Source organism: Hymenobacter profundi, assembly GCF_019334315.1.
Taxonomy (GTDB): Bacteria; Bacteroidota; Bacteroidia; order Cytophagales; family Hymenobacteraceae; genus Hymenobacter; species Hymenobacter profundi.
In genome coordinates this window covers 1-15441 of record NZ_JAHWGL010000017.1, presented here as the reverse complement: position 1 = coordinate 15441, position 15441 = coordinate 1, and the positions used below count along the sequence as shown (strand labels likewise).

Genomic DNA, 15441 nt, shown 5'->3' with positions numbered 1-15441 from the left:
CGAGTCAAGAAGTTCGCGTAGTAGAAGAAGCTATAGAGAAAGCGAAAGCAAAGCCAACGCTTCGCGTGTGGTAGAACAAAATAAGCCGTCGATTGCAGCAGCAGCTACCCCTGTCAGGGCTTGGAGATCTGACAGGAGTATAGGCGGCCGGGCAATTTCTATTTAGGATATTCCTGCAACGCCGCTAACAGCGCCTCGTTTTCCTGGGGCGTGCCCACCGTGAGGCGCAGCGTGCCGGCGCAGCCGGGTTGCGTCGTGCGGTTACGCACCACAATGCCTTTGCCGAGCAGATAGTCATACACGGCTGTCGCATCGGGGCGGAAGCGGGCCAGCAGGAAATTAGCGTCGGAGGGGAATACTGATTCCACGATTTCCAGGGTAGGCAGCTGTTGGGCCAGCCAGTCACGGCCTTGTAGCAACTCCTGCTTCATGGCCTCGAAGCGCGGTGCATCCTGCAAGGCAGCCAGCGCATGCTGCTGCGTGGCTTCCGATATATTATAAGGAGGTTTGATTTTGTTGAGGTACCCAATGATGTCCGGCGAAGCGAAGGCCATGCCTAGGCGCAAGCCCGCCAGGCCCCAGGCTTTGGAGAAGGTTTGCAACACCACCAGGTTTGGAAATTCTGCTAGACGCGTGGTCCAACTGGGTGCGGCGGCGAAGTCGGCGTAGGCCTCATCTACCACTACTAGACCGCGGAAGCCGCGCAGCACTTGTTCGATATCCTCGGCGCGGAGCAGGTTGCCGGTGGGATTGTTGGGAGAGCACAGAAACACCAGCTTGGCGTCGGAGGCCACAATACCTTCGATTAGCTCCGGCGAGAGTTGGAAGTCGAGCGTGAGGGGGTGGCGCTCCAAGGCCACATCGTTCAGGTTCGCGGCTACCTCGTACATACCATAGGTAGGCGGCAGGATGAGGATGCGGTCCTGGCCTGGCGTGCAGGTGAGGCGCACCAGTAGGTCGATGGCCTCATCGGAGCCGTTGCCGAGGAAGATTTGCGCGGGCTCCACGCCTTTCAGCTTGGCAAGCTCGGCTTTCACCTGGCGCTGCAAGGGGTCGGGGTAGCGGTTGAAGCTGGCGGGGCCAGCCGAGCCCAGGCTGTTTTCGTTGGCGTCGAGCATCACCTGCGCCTCGCCCTGAAACTCGTCGCGGGCCGAGGAGTAGGGTTTCATCGCGCGGATATTCGGGCGAACCAGATTTTCTAAGTCAAACATGGTTGAGGGTATTTGTCAAGTTGAGCGCAGCGCAGCGGAGTCGAAGCATTTTTATGAGTACTTCTATCGGTAGCAACGAAGCGGGCGAGATGCTTCGACTCCGTTGCGCTGCGCTCAGCTTGACGTTCTTTTGTTTTACTTTTTCGCCAACGATTCCAGCCGCAATGTCACGGCGCGGGCGTGGGCGCGGAGGCCTTCGGCTTCAGCCATCGTTTCCACAACGGGCCCTACCTGTTGTAGCCCCTGAGCGGTGATGCGCTGGAAGGTAATTTTCTTCAGGAACGAATCCAGCGACACGCCGCTATAGTTGCGGGCGTAGCCGTTGGTGGGCAGCGTATGGTTGGTGCCCGAAGCGTAGTCGCCGGCGGCTTCGGGCGTGAGGTGCCCCAGGAACACCGAGCCGGCGCTGGTGACGCCTTCGGCCAGCTGCTCGGCATTTTCCACCGACAGAATCAAGTGCTCGGGCGCGTACTGGTTCGAGAAAAACAGCATCTCTTCCGGCGTGCGCAGCAGAATAGCGCGACTCTCTTCTAAGGCCTGGGACGCTACCTCGCGACGGGGTAGCTCGGCCAGTTGGCGCGCTACTTCGGCCGTTACCTGGGGTAGCAGCTCCACCGAATCGGTGAGCAACAGCACCTGCGAGTCGGGGCCGTGCTCGGCCTGGCTCAGCAAGTCGGCCGCCACGAAGGCGGGGTTGGCGGTGCTATCGGCAATAACCAGCACCTCCGACGGCCCGGCGGGCATGTCGATGGCCACGCCGTGGCGGGTAGCCAGCTGCTTGGCGGCCGTTACGTAGCGGTTGCCGGGGCCGAAGATTTTATCAACGGCCGGTACGCTCTCGGTGCCGCCGGTGAAGGCCGCCACGGCCTGCGCACCACCCGCCTTAATAATGGTAGTGATGCCCAGCAGCTGGGCCGTGAACAGAATCACCGGATGCACGGAGCCGTCTTTCTGCGGGGGCGTGCACAGCACCACCTCCGGGCACCCGGCCAACCGAGCCGGCACTCCCAGCATCAGCAAGGTGCTGAACAGCGGCGCCGTGCCGCCCGGAATGTAGAGTCCTACCCGCTGCACCGGCACCGATTTGCGCCAGCACGTCACGCCCGGCATGGTTTCTACCGGTTCTTCCGTGTGGAATTGGGTGGTGTGAAATTTCTCCACGTTGGCGCGAGCCTGCCGGATGGCCTGCTGCAACTCGGCGGGTACTTGCGCAGCGGCGGCTTCCAGTTCGGCCCCGCTCACGCGCAGGTCGGTGAGCTGCACGCCATCGAAGGTAGCCGCGTAATGGCGCAGGGCCTCGTCGCCACGCTGGCGCACATCGGCAAAAATCTGTGCCACGCGCGCCTCTACTTCAGCGGCCTCGGCGGCGGCGGCCCGCTGTTGCAACGCCGGCCACTCGGCCGGCACGGGGTATTGAAAGGTTTGCATTTTTTAGGAGCTGATAGCTATTAGCTGTTGGCTGATAGCTGTTTTTCTTCCACTCAAGAGAAGCTAACAGCCATCAGCCAACAGCTAACAGCTCAAAAACTAGGCTATCATCTTTTCAATCGGCAGCACGAGCAGGCCCTCGGCCCCAACGGCTTTGAGCTGGTCGGTGACGTGCCAAAAGTCGTCCTCGTTCACCACCGACTGTACCGACACCCAGCCTTCCTCGGCCAGCTTGGTTACGGTAGGCGACTTGATGCCGGGCAACAAGGCCTTCACCTGGTCGAGCGCCGCCACAGGGGCGTTCAGGATAATATATTTGTTGCGGCGAGCGCGGCGCACGGCCTGCATCCGGAAGCGCAGCTGGTCGAGCAGCTCCTGCTTTTCGGCCGACAGGTTTTGGTTGGCAATCAGCACCGCCTCGGAGCGAAACACGGTTTCCACTTCGCGCAGGCCGTTGCCCAGCAAGGTAGAGCCGCTGCTCACGATGTCGCAAATAGCGTCGGCCAGGCCAATGCTGGGAGCAATTTCCACTGAGCCGCTGATGGTGTGCAGTTGGGCTTTCACGCCTTCCCCGGCCAGGTAGCGGCCCAGGATTTCGGGGTAGGATGTGGCAATATTCTTCCCTGCCAAATCGCCTACCCCGTTGTACTCAGCACCGCGGGGCACGGCCAGGCTCAGGCGGCACTTGCTGAAGCCCAAGGTTTCCACTTCCAGCGCCGGCAGCCCGGCTTCGATGAGCACGTTCTGCCCCACAATACCCAGGTCGGCTACGCCATCCTGCACGTAGCCGGGAATGTCGTCGTCGCGCAGAAACAGGATTTCGAGGGGGAAGTTGGTGGCTTCGGTTTTGAGCTTATAGGTACTGCTGAGGAAGGAAATACCGCACTCACGAATTAGATTCAGGGAATCTTCGCTCAGGCGGCCCGACTTCTGAATGGCCAGACGAATCATGTTGGTTATTAAAAAGTAAGAATTAAAAATTAAGAAGCTCCGAGTAGGTAGCGCTTAATTTTTACGCCGGTGGGAAGGACAAATTGGGAAGGCGCCCCGGCGAAAATCGCCCACAACGGGTAGGGCCGTCCTGCGGGAACGGCCGGGGAGCTGGTAATGCAGCCTCCCAACGGGGCAATATGATTCGTGGATTCCTCTAGAAAGAGGAATGATGTTCGTGTGCATGATGATGCGCCACGCGCAGCCGGCCGGCGGCCACAGGGGCGGCGGGGCAAAGGCAGATTAGCGAGGAGGCAACAACGAACATAGAAAAAGCAACTAGTGGCACAAAAGTACACGCCCGACGGTAGGATGAAAATTTTTTACCGAAAAAATTCAGCAACGCCAGATCTTTGCACCTCAATTGTGCAAAAAACTCTCGTTTTGGCACAATTGTTTCGAGTTTAATTGTTTCGAGTTTAATTGTTTCTGATCTGCTTCGCCTACTTTTTTATTGTTGCATGAATTTTCGCTCTCGTCGCCTGTTGCTGGCTTGTTTTGGTTTATGGGCCGGCTCTGCTCTTTTTAGTAGCACCGCTACCTACGCACAACAGGCACCCGCTGCCGACACTACCAGGCAAAAATCCATTGGAACCCCAGCGCAGGCTCCGGCTGCCCTGGCCTCTGCCACCACCGGGCAACCCCAGCTTCCCCTGCCCCAAGCCAGCCCGCACGCTGTGATTGCGCAAACCTTGGGGCTGACAGACGTGACGGTGGACTACCACTCGCCCGCCGTTCGGAGCCGGGCCGTATGGGGTGCGCTGGTGCCCTATAACCAAGTGTGGCGGGCGGGTGCCAACGAAAACACGCTGATTACGTTTTCACGCCCCGTGAAGCTGAACGGCAAGGACGTGGCAGCGGGCCAGTACTCGCTGTACGTCTATCCGCGGGCCGATTCGGAGTGGGACTTCATTCTGAACCGTGTGACTACGCACTGGGGCACGGAGAACTACGACCCCAAAGACGATGTGGTGCACGTGCCCGTATTGCCCGAAAAAGCTAATTTTCAGGAAACCCTGCTCTATTGGTTTTCGGAAGTGAAGCCCGCCAGCGGCCGTCTTAATCTTACGTGGGAACGACGCACGCTAAGTATGCTCATTGAAACCGACGTGCAGACGCAAGTGCTGGCTGGTATTGCCCAAACGCTTACGCAACATCCCGGCAACTGGCAGCTGCTGGCCCAAGCCGCCGACTATCTGGTGCAGAACAACCTGCAACCGGAACTGGCCCTACGCTACATCAATGAGTCGCTGCGCCTCAACGATGCGTACGCCAATAACTGGATTAAGGCCCAACTGTTAGCCTCCCAGCAGGACTATACTACAGCTCTCATCTACACCCGCAAGGCTCTAAAGCTAGGCTCTAAAGATGATGACGACTTTAAAAATCAGCAGGCCACCATGCGTGTCGCCCTCACGGAGTGGCAGGCCAAGGCCTACTAAGTAGTATTCCAAGAGCAAGAATTCAACTAGAAGGGGTATGTAGCTGAGCTACATACCCCTTCTAGTTTTACTACTGAAACTGTATTCAAAAGACGTCCGTCACCTTGGCACAGGCCTTATATAATGTATAATTTATCCTATAAAAACTTAGTTAAGCCACGCAGCTTTAAAACAGCTATACTATACTTGCAGATCGATTTTCTCTTGTTTATTCTTTTTACACATATATGAAGAAACCTTTACTCTTTCTTACCCTTGCATTCCTACCTTTCGTAACAAAGGCGCAGTCAGCCGTGGCTATTGGACGCTTGATTGGGAGCGGTGTTGTGTTGGCCACGCGAACCAAGTCGAAGGCGGCGCACAAAGCGGACAAGGCCGCCGCTACTACCACGCATTTTAAGGCTGGCTCGCAGTCTATTCCGCAGAAGCGGACGCCGCCTAACCAGGTACAAGGCAAAGCCAAAGAGGATATCCAAACGCTGGAATCGTTTCTGACTTCCTGCCAGCAAGCCTATGCCCGGCCGGAGGAGAAAACCATTTGCCTGACTCCGGATTTTGCCCGCACGCTCATCCAGAATATTCACAAGGTGCAGCCTACCTGGAACGTGCAACCCTACAAGCTGGAACTAGCCTTTTACGAACAGGAGCAGCAGCGTCGTCAGCAGCCTCCCGTTGCCGGTGAAGTTGGTCAGTAACGCACGTAATGTACTTGACAACAGCAGCGCCTCCCTACCCTCCGATGGTAGGGAGGCGCTGCTGTTATTGACTTAAGTTCTAAAACCGCCCGATCAGGCGCAGGTTTACGACCCGTTGCGAGAGGTAATTGGCCACGGCGTACGTCCGGCCATTGATGTCCTGCACGTAGCTATAGCCGGCTACGTTATTGGCTTGCAGCACGTTGAGGATTTCTAATCCGAGCCACAGGCTTTGCAACTGGCCGGGGTGGCGGCTATTCTCGGACTCGGCGCGCACCGTTAGCACTTTGGAGAAGCCCAGGTCTACGCGCTTGTAGGAGCGCACTAGCGTGCTGGTGCCGCGGGCGTCGGGGTCATTGGGGGGGCTGAAGGGTAGGCCCGTGCCGAAAACTAGGTTCACGTAGCCCCGCACCGAAGGATTGTCGGGAAGGTGGTCCTGGAAGAAAATGCCCGCGTTCAGGCGCTGGTCGCTGGGGCGGCGGATGTAGCCTTTGGCTTCCCTACCCGTTACCTGGCCCTGGGCGTTGTAGACATTCATCGAGTCGCCATCCAGGTTCTCGCGCGTGGTGAGCACGCCCAAGCTGAACCACGATTCGGCGCCGCGCACAAACTCGCCGCTTATGCGCGCATCCACCCCGGCGGCGTAGGCACGGGCATTGTTCTTGGCAAAGTAGCGCAGGCGCAGGTTGTCCACGTCGTACGGCACTACGTCGGTCAGGTACTTATAATATACCTCGCCCGAAAAACGGAAGGGCCGGTCGAACTGCTGAAAACGGATTTCGGTGCCGGCAATGGCGTGCAGCGACTTCTGCGCCCGCAACTCGGGATTGAGTTGAGCTTGAATGAGCAGCGCATCTTGCGGAGTAGCCTGCGTGCCGGTCTGGTTGCGCAACTCGCGGTAAAAGGGCGGCTGAGCATACAGGCCCACGGCCGCCTTATACGATACATTAGGATGGCGGCGCGACACCTGCGCATACTGCACCCGCGGGCTCACGATTAGCTGCTGATTGACAGACCAATAATGCGCCCGCACGCCCAGCGTGAGCGTTTTCAAGGAATCTATGTCAACGGTATTCTGCACGTAGCCCTGGGTGCGGTAGCTGTCCAGATTCAGGTCTGACACCAGGCGGGTGCGACGGTACTCGAGCACGTAATCGGCCGAGTCTACAAAACTGTATTCGTCCAGCTGATCGTCAATCTGCTCCCTACCCGTCTTCACCCCGAAGCGTACTAGGTGGCGGGCGGCAGGTGTCCACTGGCCGCGGGCTTCCAGCGTAAAGACTTTGGCCAGCAGCGTGTTGCGGGAGTGGTCGAAGCGGGAGCCTACGTCGCGCACGCGCACCTCGCGGTTGAAATCGGGGCCAGGGGTGCGGTTCACCTCCGAGAAACGGTAGCTGGCCTCCACGTCGCGGTACTCCAGCTCCCGCGATATAAACGCGCCGGCCAGCAGCTCGCCTTGCAGGCGGTCGGTGAAGCGGTGGCGCAGGTTCAGGCCGCCCTGGTAGGTGTCGTACTGCATCCGCTCGCGGCCGTCGTAGAAGATGGTGAGGCGCGTGAGTTGGTTGCCCGCTGCGTTGAAGGTGCTCTGCCCGCTCTCCGGCGTGAAACGAAAATCGTTGTGGGCCGTTGTGGCTAGTATTCCCAACGAGGTGCGGGTTTCGTCACCCGCACGGCCCAGGTTAGCATTCACGTAGAACTGGCCGTCGTAGAAGGTAGGGTTGTAGCCGCCCTGCTGCTGGCGCAGCGACTGCAACACGTAGCGGGCGTTTTTGTAGCGCACGCCGGCCAGGTAGCTCACGCGCTTATTGGGTGAAGTGGCTTCCACGTGGGCCGTGCCACCTACCAGACTAGCCGAGCCCGAAGCAGCAAAACGGCGGGGCGTTTTGTACTGCGCGCTCAGCACCGAGGATAGCTTATCACCGTATTTCGGCTGCCAGCCACCGGTCGAAAACTCCACGTTCTCCACCAAATCGGGGTTGATGAAGCTGAGGCCCTCCTGTTGGGCGGCCGTCACCAGAAACGGCCGGTATACCTCGAAGCCGTTCACATACACGAGGTTTTCCTCGTAGTTACCGCCCCGCACCGAGTAGGTGCTGGTTAGCTCGTTGTTGGCTACCACGCCAGGTAGGGTGGTCAAGATCTTGTTGAAATCGCCAAAGGTGGAGGGCAATTCCTTCACCGCCCGCGGGTCGAGGGGCGTGAGGCTGACCTGCTCGCGGGTATCGGCTTGGTCGCGGCGGCCGCGTACGGTTACGTTGCCGATGGCGCGGGAATCGGCCTGCAAGGTGAGCTGCAATGGCTGAGGTATAGTGGTCGCCAGAGGCACACGCAGAGCCTGAAATCCTAGGCTGCGCACCACCAGCACCGGCGCGGGTTCACCCGCCGGAAATAACACCCGCAGCCGAAAATAGCCTTGCTCGTTTGTCGTAGTGCCGCCGGGCTGGCCTTCCACGCCTACCCCTACCTGGGGCAATGGCTCGCCGGCCGCATCGCGGACAGTGCCACTCACCAACTGCGAAGCTACTTGTTGCGCCACGGCGGCGGGCATTCCGCCCAACAGCAACACCGCTACAATTCCCCAAAAAAAACAACCCGAACGGTCCGAGTGCGTCATATATTGATTATCTGATATGCTAATTGGTTGATATGCTGATGATATAATGCAACACTACGACCTCACTGACAACCATTCTATAACACCTATCATATAACTCCATCAACTCATCAGCGCATTAGCGCATTAGCAATCAATACGCCACCTCGTCCACCTGTTGGCGCAACTTGGACAACGTGCCCACCGGGTCGCCGCCGCTGAACACAAAGCTACCAGCCACCAGCACATCGGCGCCGGCCTGCACCAGGGCGGCGGCATTGTCGCTGCTCACGCCCCCATCGATTTCAATAAGAGCCGCGGAGCCACAGTCTACCAGCAATTCTTTCAGGGCAGCTACTTTACGCAGGGTGTTCGGGATGAACGTTTGGCCGCCGAAGCCGGGATTCACGGACATCACCAATACCATATCCAGATCGGGGGCAATATCTTCGAGCAAACTCACGGGGGTAGCCGGATTCAGAGCCACGCAGGCTTTGCAGCCCAGCTTCTTGATTTGCTGCACCACCCGATGCAGGTGCGGACAAGCCTCGTAATGCACCGTGATGCTACTAGCGCCCGCATCGCGAATGGCCTGCAGGTAGTCCTGCGGACTTTCGATCATCAGGTGCACGTCGAGGGGCTGCTTGGCGTAGCGGGCAATGGCTTCCAGCACGGGCACACCAAAGGAAATATTAGGCACGAAACGGCCGTCCATCACGTCGCAATGCAGCCAGTCGGCGGCGCTATCGGCCAAGCGCTCCACTTCGGCTTGCAGGTTGGCAAAATCACTGGCCAGCAGCGAAGGCGCCAGCTGAGGTTTCGGACGGGTAGCATTCATAGGGCGAAGATAGTAGTGAAACGGTGAGTGGTGAGAGGGTGAGGTTGATGTTCTAATAGCGCCATGTGCGCAAACTGCGCCAGCAGAACATCAACCTCACCCTCTCACCACTCACCATTTCATTACTTTTTCCAGGCTTGCCAGTCGATTTCGCCGTTTTCGCGCTTGCGCAGGAAGTAGGTTTGGTCGTCTTTCTGGGTTTTACCGAACGTCACGTCGCCCCGGCAATCGAGGCATTTCACGCTGGTATATTTGAACTTGTCCTGGGCCACGCGGGAGGTGAGGTCCAGGTTATCGGAGCCGCACAGGCCGCAGGCGGGCACGTCGGGGAAGCTCAGCCGGTCGTATTCGGCTACTACCTCGTGGAAGTTGGGGCCTTGCACGGTGAAGTGAAACTGTCGTCGACCAATGCGCTTGGTCACCATTAATTGTAACATCGAAAAAAAGTAAGGAATTAAAAAAACAAGAGAAAGCCAGCCGTGAACCGGGCCAGCGGCTGCGCTACAATCGAATCAGGCGCAACGTGTAGGGGGGGCCGCCGCTCCTACCCAATCGGCAGCTATATACACCCGGCCGCAACGCGGTAGTAGGCAGCTGCACGATGGCGGCGTTAGATGCGGGCAACAGCAGCGTTGTTACCAGCGCCCCCCGCACATCGTAGAGGCGCACTTCCAGCGGCTGACTGCGTAGCTCGGCGGGGAGCTGCAGGGTGCACGCGGCCGTGCCGGCCGGCACAGGATTCGGATACAATTGTACCCGATTCCCGACCCCCACGGTGGGCGCCGTGGGTAGGGGGATACCCGCCACCGCTTGCTGCGCCCGCCCAAAGTTGGGGATGCCGTAGCCTAAGAGAGTATCCGGCGTGGTGGCTTGCGAAGCCGAGCGTTGCAGATACTCAATTACCTGCTGCGCCGTGAGCGTGGGGTGTGCCTGCCAAAAACCGGCGGCCAGTCCCGCCGTGATAGGGCTGGAAAAGGAGGTACCATTGCCGCGCCCTATGGCTCCGCTGGGATACACAAAGGCCGCCTGCCGGCCCATAGCACTCACATTGGGCTTCAGGCGGTTATCGGCCGTAGGACCAATAGAACTGAAGTTAGCCCGAGCGCCCAGCGAATCCACAGCGCCTACCGTCAGGATGGAATCAGCGTCGGCGGGGGCCGTGAGGTAGCGCCAGCGGTTGTTGCCCTCGTTGCCGGCACTGCTGACTACCAGCATTCCTACCCGCGCCGCCACGGTAGCCGCCCGCGTGCTGAGTGCGGTGCGGCCATCTAGCTCGGCGTAGGTGTAGTCGACAGAAGGTGCGTCGAAGGTGTTATAGCCCAACGAAGAGTTGATGATGTCGATGCCCAGCGAATCGGCGCGCTCGGCGGCAATCAACCAGTTGACTTCCTCAACCGGTTGCTCCGAGGCGACATCCTCCGTAACAAACAGATGGTAGGTTGCCTGCGGAGCCGTACCGATAAAGACGCCGGGTTGGTTACCGGCCATCGTGGAGAGCACCAGCGTACCGTGGTTGTCATACTGATATACATTCTGGTCGCGTCCAACGAAGTTGTACACGCTAGCTAAGCGGTTTTCCTGATAGAGCGAGGCGAAAACTGCCCCCGTATTCACTCCCGGAAAGCCACCATCAAATACGGCAATCTGCATGCCTTCGCCCCGAAAACCAGCATCGTGCATCACGTCGGCCCCAATCTGGTGGGTTTGGGCGTAGGCCCTGCCGTAGTCGGCGCGGGTACCGGCGGGGCGGGCGACAGTAGGCGCGCTACCCTCGCCGACCGGCGAAACGACAACCCCTACCCCACTCCGATTGAGCGTACGCGCACTTCGCACGCACGGCAGCGCCTGCACCACGGCCAGGGTAGCAGAGTCGCACTCCACTACCACCGCATTGAACCACCGCGAGGTGTACCATACCTTGGCACCGCTTACGGACTGCACCTGCTCTACGTAGACAGGATCTACAGGTAGGTCGCGGGGTTGTAGGGCGATGCCTTGGCGGGTACGGCGCTCCAGGGCGCGGGCGGTTAGAAAGCGTTGGGGGGCGCTGAGGCTGTACGGGGTGTTGGCTTTGTCGCGCAGATAGACCAGGTGCTTGCGCACAGTGGGCACGCCTGGGGGCCGCAGCGCGGCTGCCGCCCGGTTTGTAAATGACCAACAGGCCATTACTAATAAAATGAGAATCCGCATGAGGATGGCGCTACTTATTAGCTTCCAAGATACAGCTTTTTTGCGGCTTCTACGTATTTTAATACCCTCTCTCTATCCCAATATTCCTTTGCAATACAAAGGAGAAACGGCCCGTGTTTCCACAGGCCGTTTCTCATATTTTTAGCAAACTAAGAACTATCCTACCGCTTATAGATTACCGGTTTCCAACAGCGTTTCCCGGCGCACCTGCCCACGATATATATTGGTTTTGGAGGGAACACAATTGCCGGTACCGCAGTACACAAACCGCCTCCGCACGCGTGCTACCGGACCTACGCCCTGGGCATACACCTGCCGGTACTTGGCCACGTTGTAGAGGCCGTCGTCGAGGGTTGTGCCGGTGGCAGTATTGAGTTCGGTATCGGTGGTGGTTACGGTGCGTTCGTAAGTGCGGCCGTTCACCGTATAGGACTCCCCTACTTGCTGGTACTGCCGGTTCTGGGCCGTCACGGTATCCAAGGCGTTGTACGCGTCGCGGTTCCAGCTGTAGCCGGTGCGGGTAGGAAACACCAGCTCCACGGTGCGGCGGTTGTTGCGAATCTGTTGTAGGGTACGGTCAGTGGGCAGCAGCACCAGGGTGCTGTCGTCCTGCCAGGCATCGGTGGCGGTAGCGCGGCGCGAGCGGATCACGTTGTAAGCCGTCTGCCCGCTGGCATCGGTGAAGGTACCCGCCACCCGCTCCCGGAACTGAAACTGCTGCACCGTCAGCACGTTGTCGCGCCAGAGGCTGTCAGTCACGGCGTAGGTACGGTAGGTGCCTACCGTCACAGGGTAGTAATCGTTTTCGGGTGCGGGCGTTTCCTCATTGCTCTCTGTGCAGGCCACAGCGGCCAGCGCCAGTGAGCCAATAAGTAGTAACTGGCCTAGCGGCCGCGTATAGCGTTGCGTCATAATTCAGTTTCTAGTTGTCAGTTGCTAGTTAGACCGTCATTTTGAGCTTGTCGAGAAATCTTGCGTGCTACAGTAATCCAATCGTTAGGAATTACCAGGAGGACGCAAGATTTCTCGACAAGCTCGAAATGACGGTCTTCATATACAACTTGCTACGGGCAACCCGCCACTTAAAGAGCAGCCAGCTCGGCCGGCAGCGGTAGCTCGCCAATAACGTGCCGTTCTATCCAACCGCCGCCCAGCACGTCCTGGCCGTCGTAGAACACAGCGGCTTGACCGGGCGTGATGGCGTGCACGGGCTCCTCGAAGTACACGCGAACTTTATCGCCTACCTGCTCCAGAAACGCTGGGGCACCATCGTGGTTGTATCGCACTTTGGTGGTACTGGGAACCAGACCGCGGCCTTCCAGAGAGGCAAATTTGCCCATATTCAGCTTGCCAACCACGGTGGCCGTACTGGCCAAGTCGTCGTAATTGCCCAGCACTACCTGGTTGGTTTCGGGGTGAATGGCCGTGACGTAGACCGGGAAACCCAGCGCCACGCCCAGGCCCTTGCGCTGCCCAATGGTGTAGAACGGGTAGCCCGCGTGGGTGCCCACCACCGTACCGTCGCGCAGCACAAACTGGCCACCGGCCACGCGTTCCTCCAGACCCGGCACCCGACGACGCAGAAAACCGCGGTAGTCGTTGTCGGGAATGAAGCAGATTTCGTAGCTCTCGGGCTTGTTTACCAGCTCTGTGAAGCCACGGCGGCGTGCCTCGTCGTAAATCTCGGTTTTGCGCATGGCGCCCAAGGGGAATAGCGTGCGCGACAGGCTTTCCTGCGACACACCCCACAGGGCGTACGACTGGTCCTTGTTCTCGTCCACGCCTTTGCTAATCACGTAGCGGCCGTCTTCGTGGCGCACCTGGGCGTAGTGACCCGTGGCGATAAACTCGCAGCCAAGCTGATCGGCGCGGCGCAGCAAGGCATCCCACTTGATGTGGGTGTTGCAGAGCACGCAAGGGTTGGGCGTGCGGCCCGCTAAGTACTCGTCGGTGAAGTTACTAATGACAAAATCCCCGAACTCGTCGCGGATGTCGATAATATAGTGCGGAAAACCCAGCTCCACGGCAATCTGCCGGGCGTCGTTGATGCTGTCGAGGGAGCAGCAGCCGGTTTCCTTTTTGGAACCACCCGCCGAGGCGTAGTCCCAGGTTTTCATGGTCATACCGACCACCTCGTAGCCTTGCTCGTGCAGCAGTACCGCCGCCACCGAGCTGTCGATGCCGCCGCTCATCGCGACCAGCACCCGTCCTTTCGTCGTGTTCATGGAGAGTAGAAAAACGCCCGGGAGTCCAAAGTTCCCGGCCGCTGGGCAAAGATACGGAATTGCGTTTTGAGGCTGATTGTCGTTGTCATTCCGCGCAGAGCGAGAAATCTAAAAAACACCAACACAACGATTATTCAACAGATTCCTCGCCGTGCGCGGAATGGCAAGTATACTTTTGTCAATCTTTGCACTTTCAACCGGCCGGTGCTTGCGGGCTGGGCGTCTGATAAAACCACGGCCCCAAGTTCCCCAAGTCCCTAAGACCCTACCCCCCTATGCTCCGTATTCCTGTTCTCGTTCGCGGCATCAACAACCTATCCGACGCCCGCTACTGCGCCGGCATGGGCGCCGACGGCCTTATCTTCACCCTCGACCCTACCCTGCCTGATGCCGTGACGCCTACCCTCATGGGTGAGCTGGCCGGTTGGGTGGCCGGCGTGAAGCTGCTGGGCGAGTTCGACGCGCAGCCGGTATCAGAGATTAATCGGCTGGTGGAGGAATGTGGCCTTCAGGAAGTGTTGCTACGACAGCTACCTACCACGCCACTTTCGGTAGCCTCTTTGCTCACCGTGAATCTCGCCGATACCATCAGCAGCGCCCAGCGCGAGGAAATGGCGCAGCAATACACCTCCGTTTTCCCGGCTGGTTTCGGGGTAGTCGTCACGCTCGATTCGACTCACCTAGACATTACCACTCAGCAGGCGCTGGCAGAAGCCGCCGCCCGTTTCCCGCTATGGCTCAGCGGTGCTATTACCCCCAACAACGTGCTTTCCCTACTCGATACCGTGCAGCCGGCCGGCTTCCTCCTCTCTGGCGGCGACGAAATCAAACCTGGTCTGCGCGATTTTACGGAGTTGGAAGCAGTGTTTGAGGCGTTAGAAGAGTAGAGAGAGGAAAGAGTAAAAAGTCGTTTGTCATGCTGAGCTTGCGAAGTACCTTCTCACGTCAGCATGAGTCGTTGGTACGTCAATCGTTCTGCCATGATAAGGTCCTTCGCTGCGCTCAGGATGACAGACTGTTTCTATTCACAACCTCAATAATCCCTATTCTCTCAACTCAGCGTAAACTGTACGTACTTAATCGGCACGCCCAACGTGCGGTATTTGCGTTCGAAGGTTGTCTGGATGTCCTCGGCGTGGGGTAGCAGCTCGGGCGTGGCGTAGAGGTCTTTGGTGTGCGCCAGGATGGTAGCGCCGGGGCGTTCTTGCAGTACCTCCAGCGTATACTCGAACAGTCCTTCGTTGTCGGTTTTGAGGTGGATGAGGCCGCCGGGCTGTAAGGTTTGCTGGTACAAATCAAGGAAGCGCGGTGAGGTGAGACGACGCTTGATATCCCGGTCGCGGGGGCGCGGGTCGGGGAAGGTAATCCAGATTTCGGCCAACTCGCCGGGCGCAAAGTGCGTGAGCAGGTCGTGGGCGCGGGTGCGCACGAAGCCCACATTCGTGAGGCCTAACGCCTCGGCACGGGTACTCCCCCGCCAAATTCGGTCACCCTTGATGTCGAGGCCCAGGAAATTGCGTTCGGGGTAGCGCTCGGCCAGCCCTACCGTGTACTCGCCCTTGCCGCAGCCTACCTCTAGGGTAATGGGATGATTATTCTGAAAAAAAGCCTCGTGCCAACGCCCGCCCAATTGCTGATACGTGTCCTTACCCGGTTCTACAATATCCGGACGGTTGGCATTTTCCGCAAAGCGGATTAATTTGATTCGACTCACGGAGTGGTGAAATGGTGCGATTGTGAATGGTAACCCGTCTGTCATCCTGCGCTTGCGAAGGACCTTATCAGGTTAGAACGAGTCGTTGTTACGCCTGTCGTTCTACCGTGAGAAG

13 protein-coding genes are annotated in these 15441 nt (G+C 58.6%); 3 read left to right on the top strand and 10 right to left on the bottom strand.

All coding sequences use genetic code 11. The annotated features are described in order from the left end of the window. Positions 1-158: 158 nt before the first annotated feature. The 3 genes from hisC to hisG all read right to left on the bottom strand — a co-directional run bounded on the left by hisC (position 159) and on the right by hisG (position 3590). Positions 159-1211 carry a histidinol-phosphate transaminase gene (gene hisC, locus KYK14_RS06530; RefSeq protein ID WP_219157944.1) on the bottom strand — a complete coding sequence of 351 codons (1053 nt, stop codon included), beginning with the start codon at positions 1209-1211 and terminating at the stop codon, positions 159-161. A 135-nt stretch (positions 1212-1346) separates the two neighbouring features. Further along, on the bottom strand, positions 1347-2639 hold the full coding sequence (gene hisD / locus KYK14_RS06525) for a histidinol dehydrogenase (protein WP_219157942.1): 1293 nt from the start codon (positions 2637-2639) through the stop codon (positions 1347-1349). A gap of 99 nt (positions 2640-2738) precedes the next feature. Beyond that, a complete protein-coding gene (hisG, locus tag KYK14_RS06520) occupies positions 2739-3590 on the bottom strand; it encodes an ATP phosphoribosyltransferase (protein WP_243900103.1) in 852 nt (283 codons plus the stop codon). Positions 3591-4090: 500 nt separating this feature from the next. Here hisG and KYK14_RS06515 point away from each other — a divergent pair, with 500 nt between their 5' ends. Then, the gene (locus KYK14_RS06515; RefSeq protein ID WP_219157941.1) at positions 4091-5071 is read left to right on the top strand and encodes a DUF2911 domain-containing protein; all 981 of its coding nucleotides are present in this window, start codon (positions 4091-4093) and stop codon (positions 5069-5071) included. A 227-nt stretch (positions 5072-5298) separates the two neighbouring features. Next, positions 5299-5766 (top strand): hypothetical protein, encoded by a 468-nt coding sequence (locus KYK14_RS06510; protein ID WP_185283654.1) that lies wholly within the window; start codon positions 5299-5301, stop codon positions 5764-5766. A gap of 79 nt (positions 5767-5845) precedes the next feature. Here KYK14_RS06510 and KYK14_RS06505 read toward each other — a convergent pair whose 3' ends face one another. The 6 genes from KYK14_RS06505 to mnmA all read right to left on the bottom strand — a co-directional run bounded on the left by KYK14_RS06505 (position 5846) and on the right by mnmA (position 13612). Next, positions 5846-8380, bottom strand: coding sequence for a TonB-dependent receptor (locus KYK14_RS06505; protein WP_219157940.1), 2535 nt, complete (start codon positions 8378-8380; stop codon positions 5846-5848). Positions 8381-8513: 133 nt separating this feature from the next. Next, on the bottom strand, positions 8514-9197 hold the full coding sequence (gene rpe, locus KYK14_RS06500; protein WP_219157939.1) for a ribulose-phosphate 3-epimerase: 684 nt from the start codon (positions 9195-9197) through the stop codon (positions 8514-8516). Between the two features lie 122 nt (positions 9198-9319). Beyond that, on the bottom strand, positions 9320-9634 hold the full coding sequence (locus KYK14_RS06495; protein WP_185283651.1) for a hypothetical protein: 315 nt from the start codon (positions 9632-9634) through the stop codon (positions 9320-9322). A gap of 64 nt (positions 9635-9698) precedes the next feature. Continuing rightward, positions 9699-11387 carry a S8 family peptidase gene (locus KYK14_RS06490; protein ID WP_219157938.1) on the bottom strand — a complete coding sequence of 563 codons (1689 nt, stop codon included), beginning with the start codon at positions 11385-11387 and terminating at the stop codon, positions 9699-9701. A 168-nt stretch (positions 11388-11555) separates the two neighbouring features. Then, complete coding sequence (locus tag KYK14_RS06485) at positions 11556-12299, bottom strand: hypothetical protein (protein ID WP_219157937.1); 744 nt, start codon at positions 12297-12299, stop codon at positions 11556-11558. Between the two features lie 170 nt (positions 12300-12469). Then, a complete protein-coding gene (gene mnmA, locus KYK14_RS06480) occupies positions 12470-13612 on the bottom strand; it encodes a tRNA 2-thiouridine(34) synthase MnmA (protein ID WP_219157936.1) in 1143 nt (380 codons plus the stop codon). Positions 13613-13887: 275 nt separating this feature from the next. On the opposite strand from mnmA, the gene KYK14_RS06475 reads away from it, so the two are divergent. Continuing rightward, positions 13888-14499, top strand: coding sequence for a beta/alpha barrel domain-containing protein (locus tag KYK14_RS06475; protein WP_219157933.1), 612 nt, complete (start codon positions 13888-13890; stop codon positions 14497-14499). 164 nt (positions 14500-14663) lie between these two features. On the opposite strand, the gene trmB is transcribed toward KYK14_RS06475, so the two are convergent. Next, positions 14664-15326: a tRNA (guanosine(46)-N7)-methyltransferase TrmB gene (trmB, locus tag KYK14_RS06470; RefSeq protein ID WP_219157931.1), complete on the bottom strand. Its 663-nt coding sequence runs from the start codon at positions 15324-15326 to the stop codon at positions 14664-14666. Positions 15327-15441: the final 115 nt, after the last annotated feature.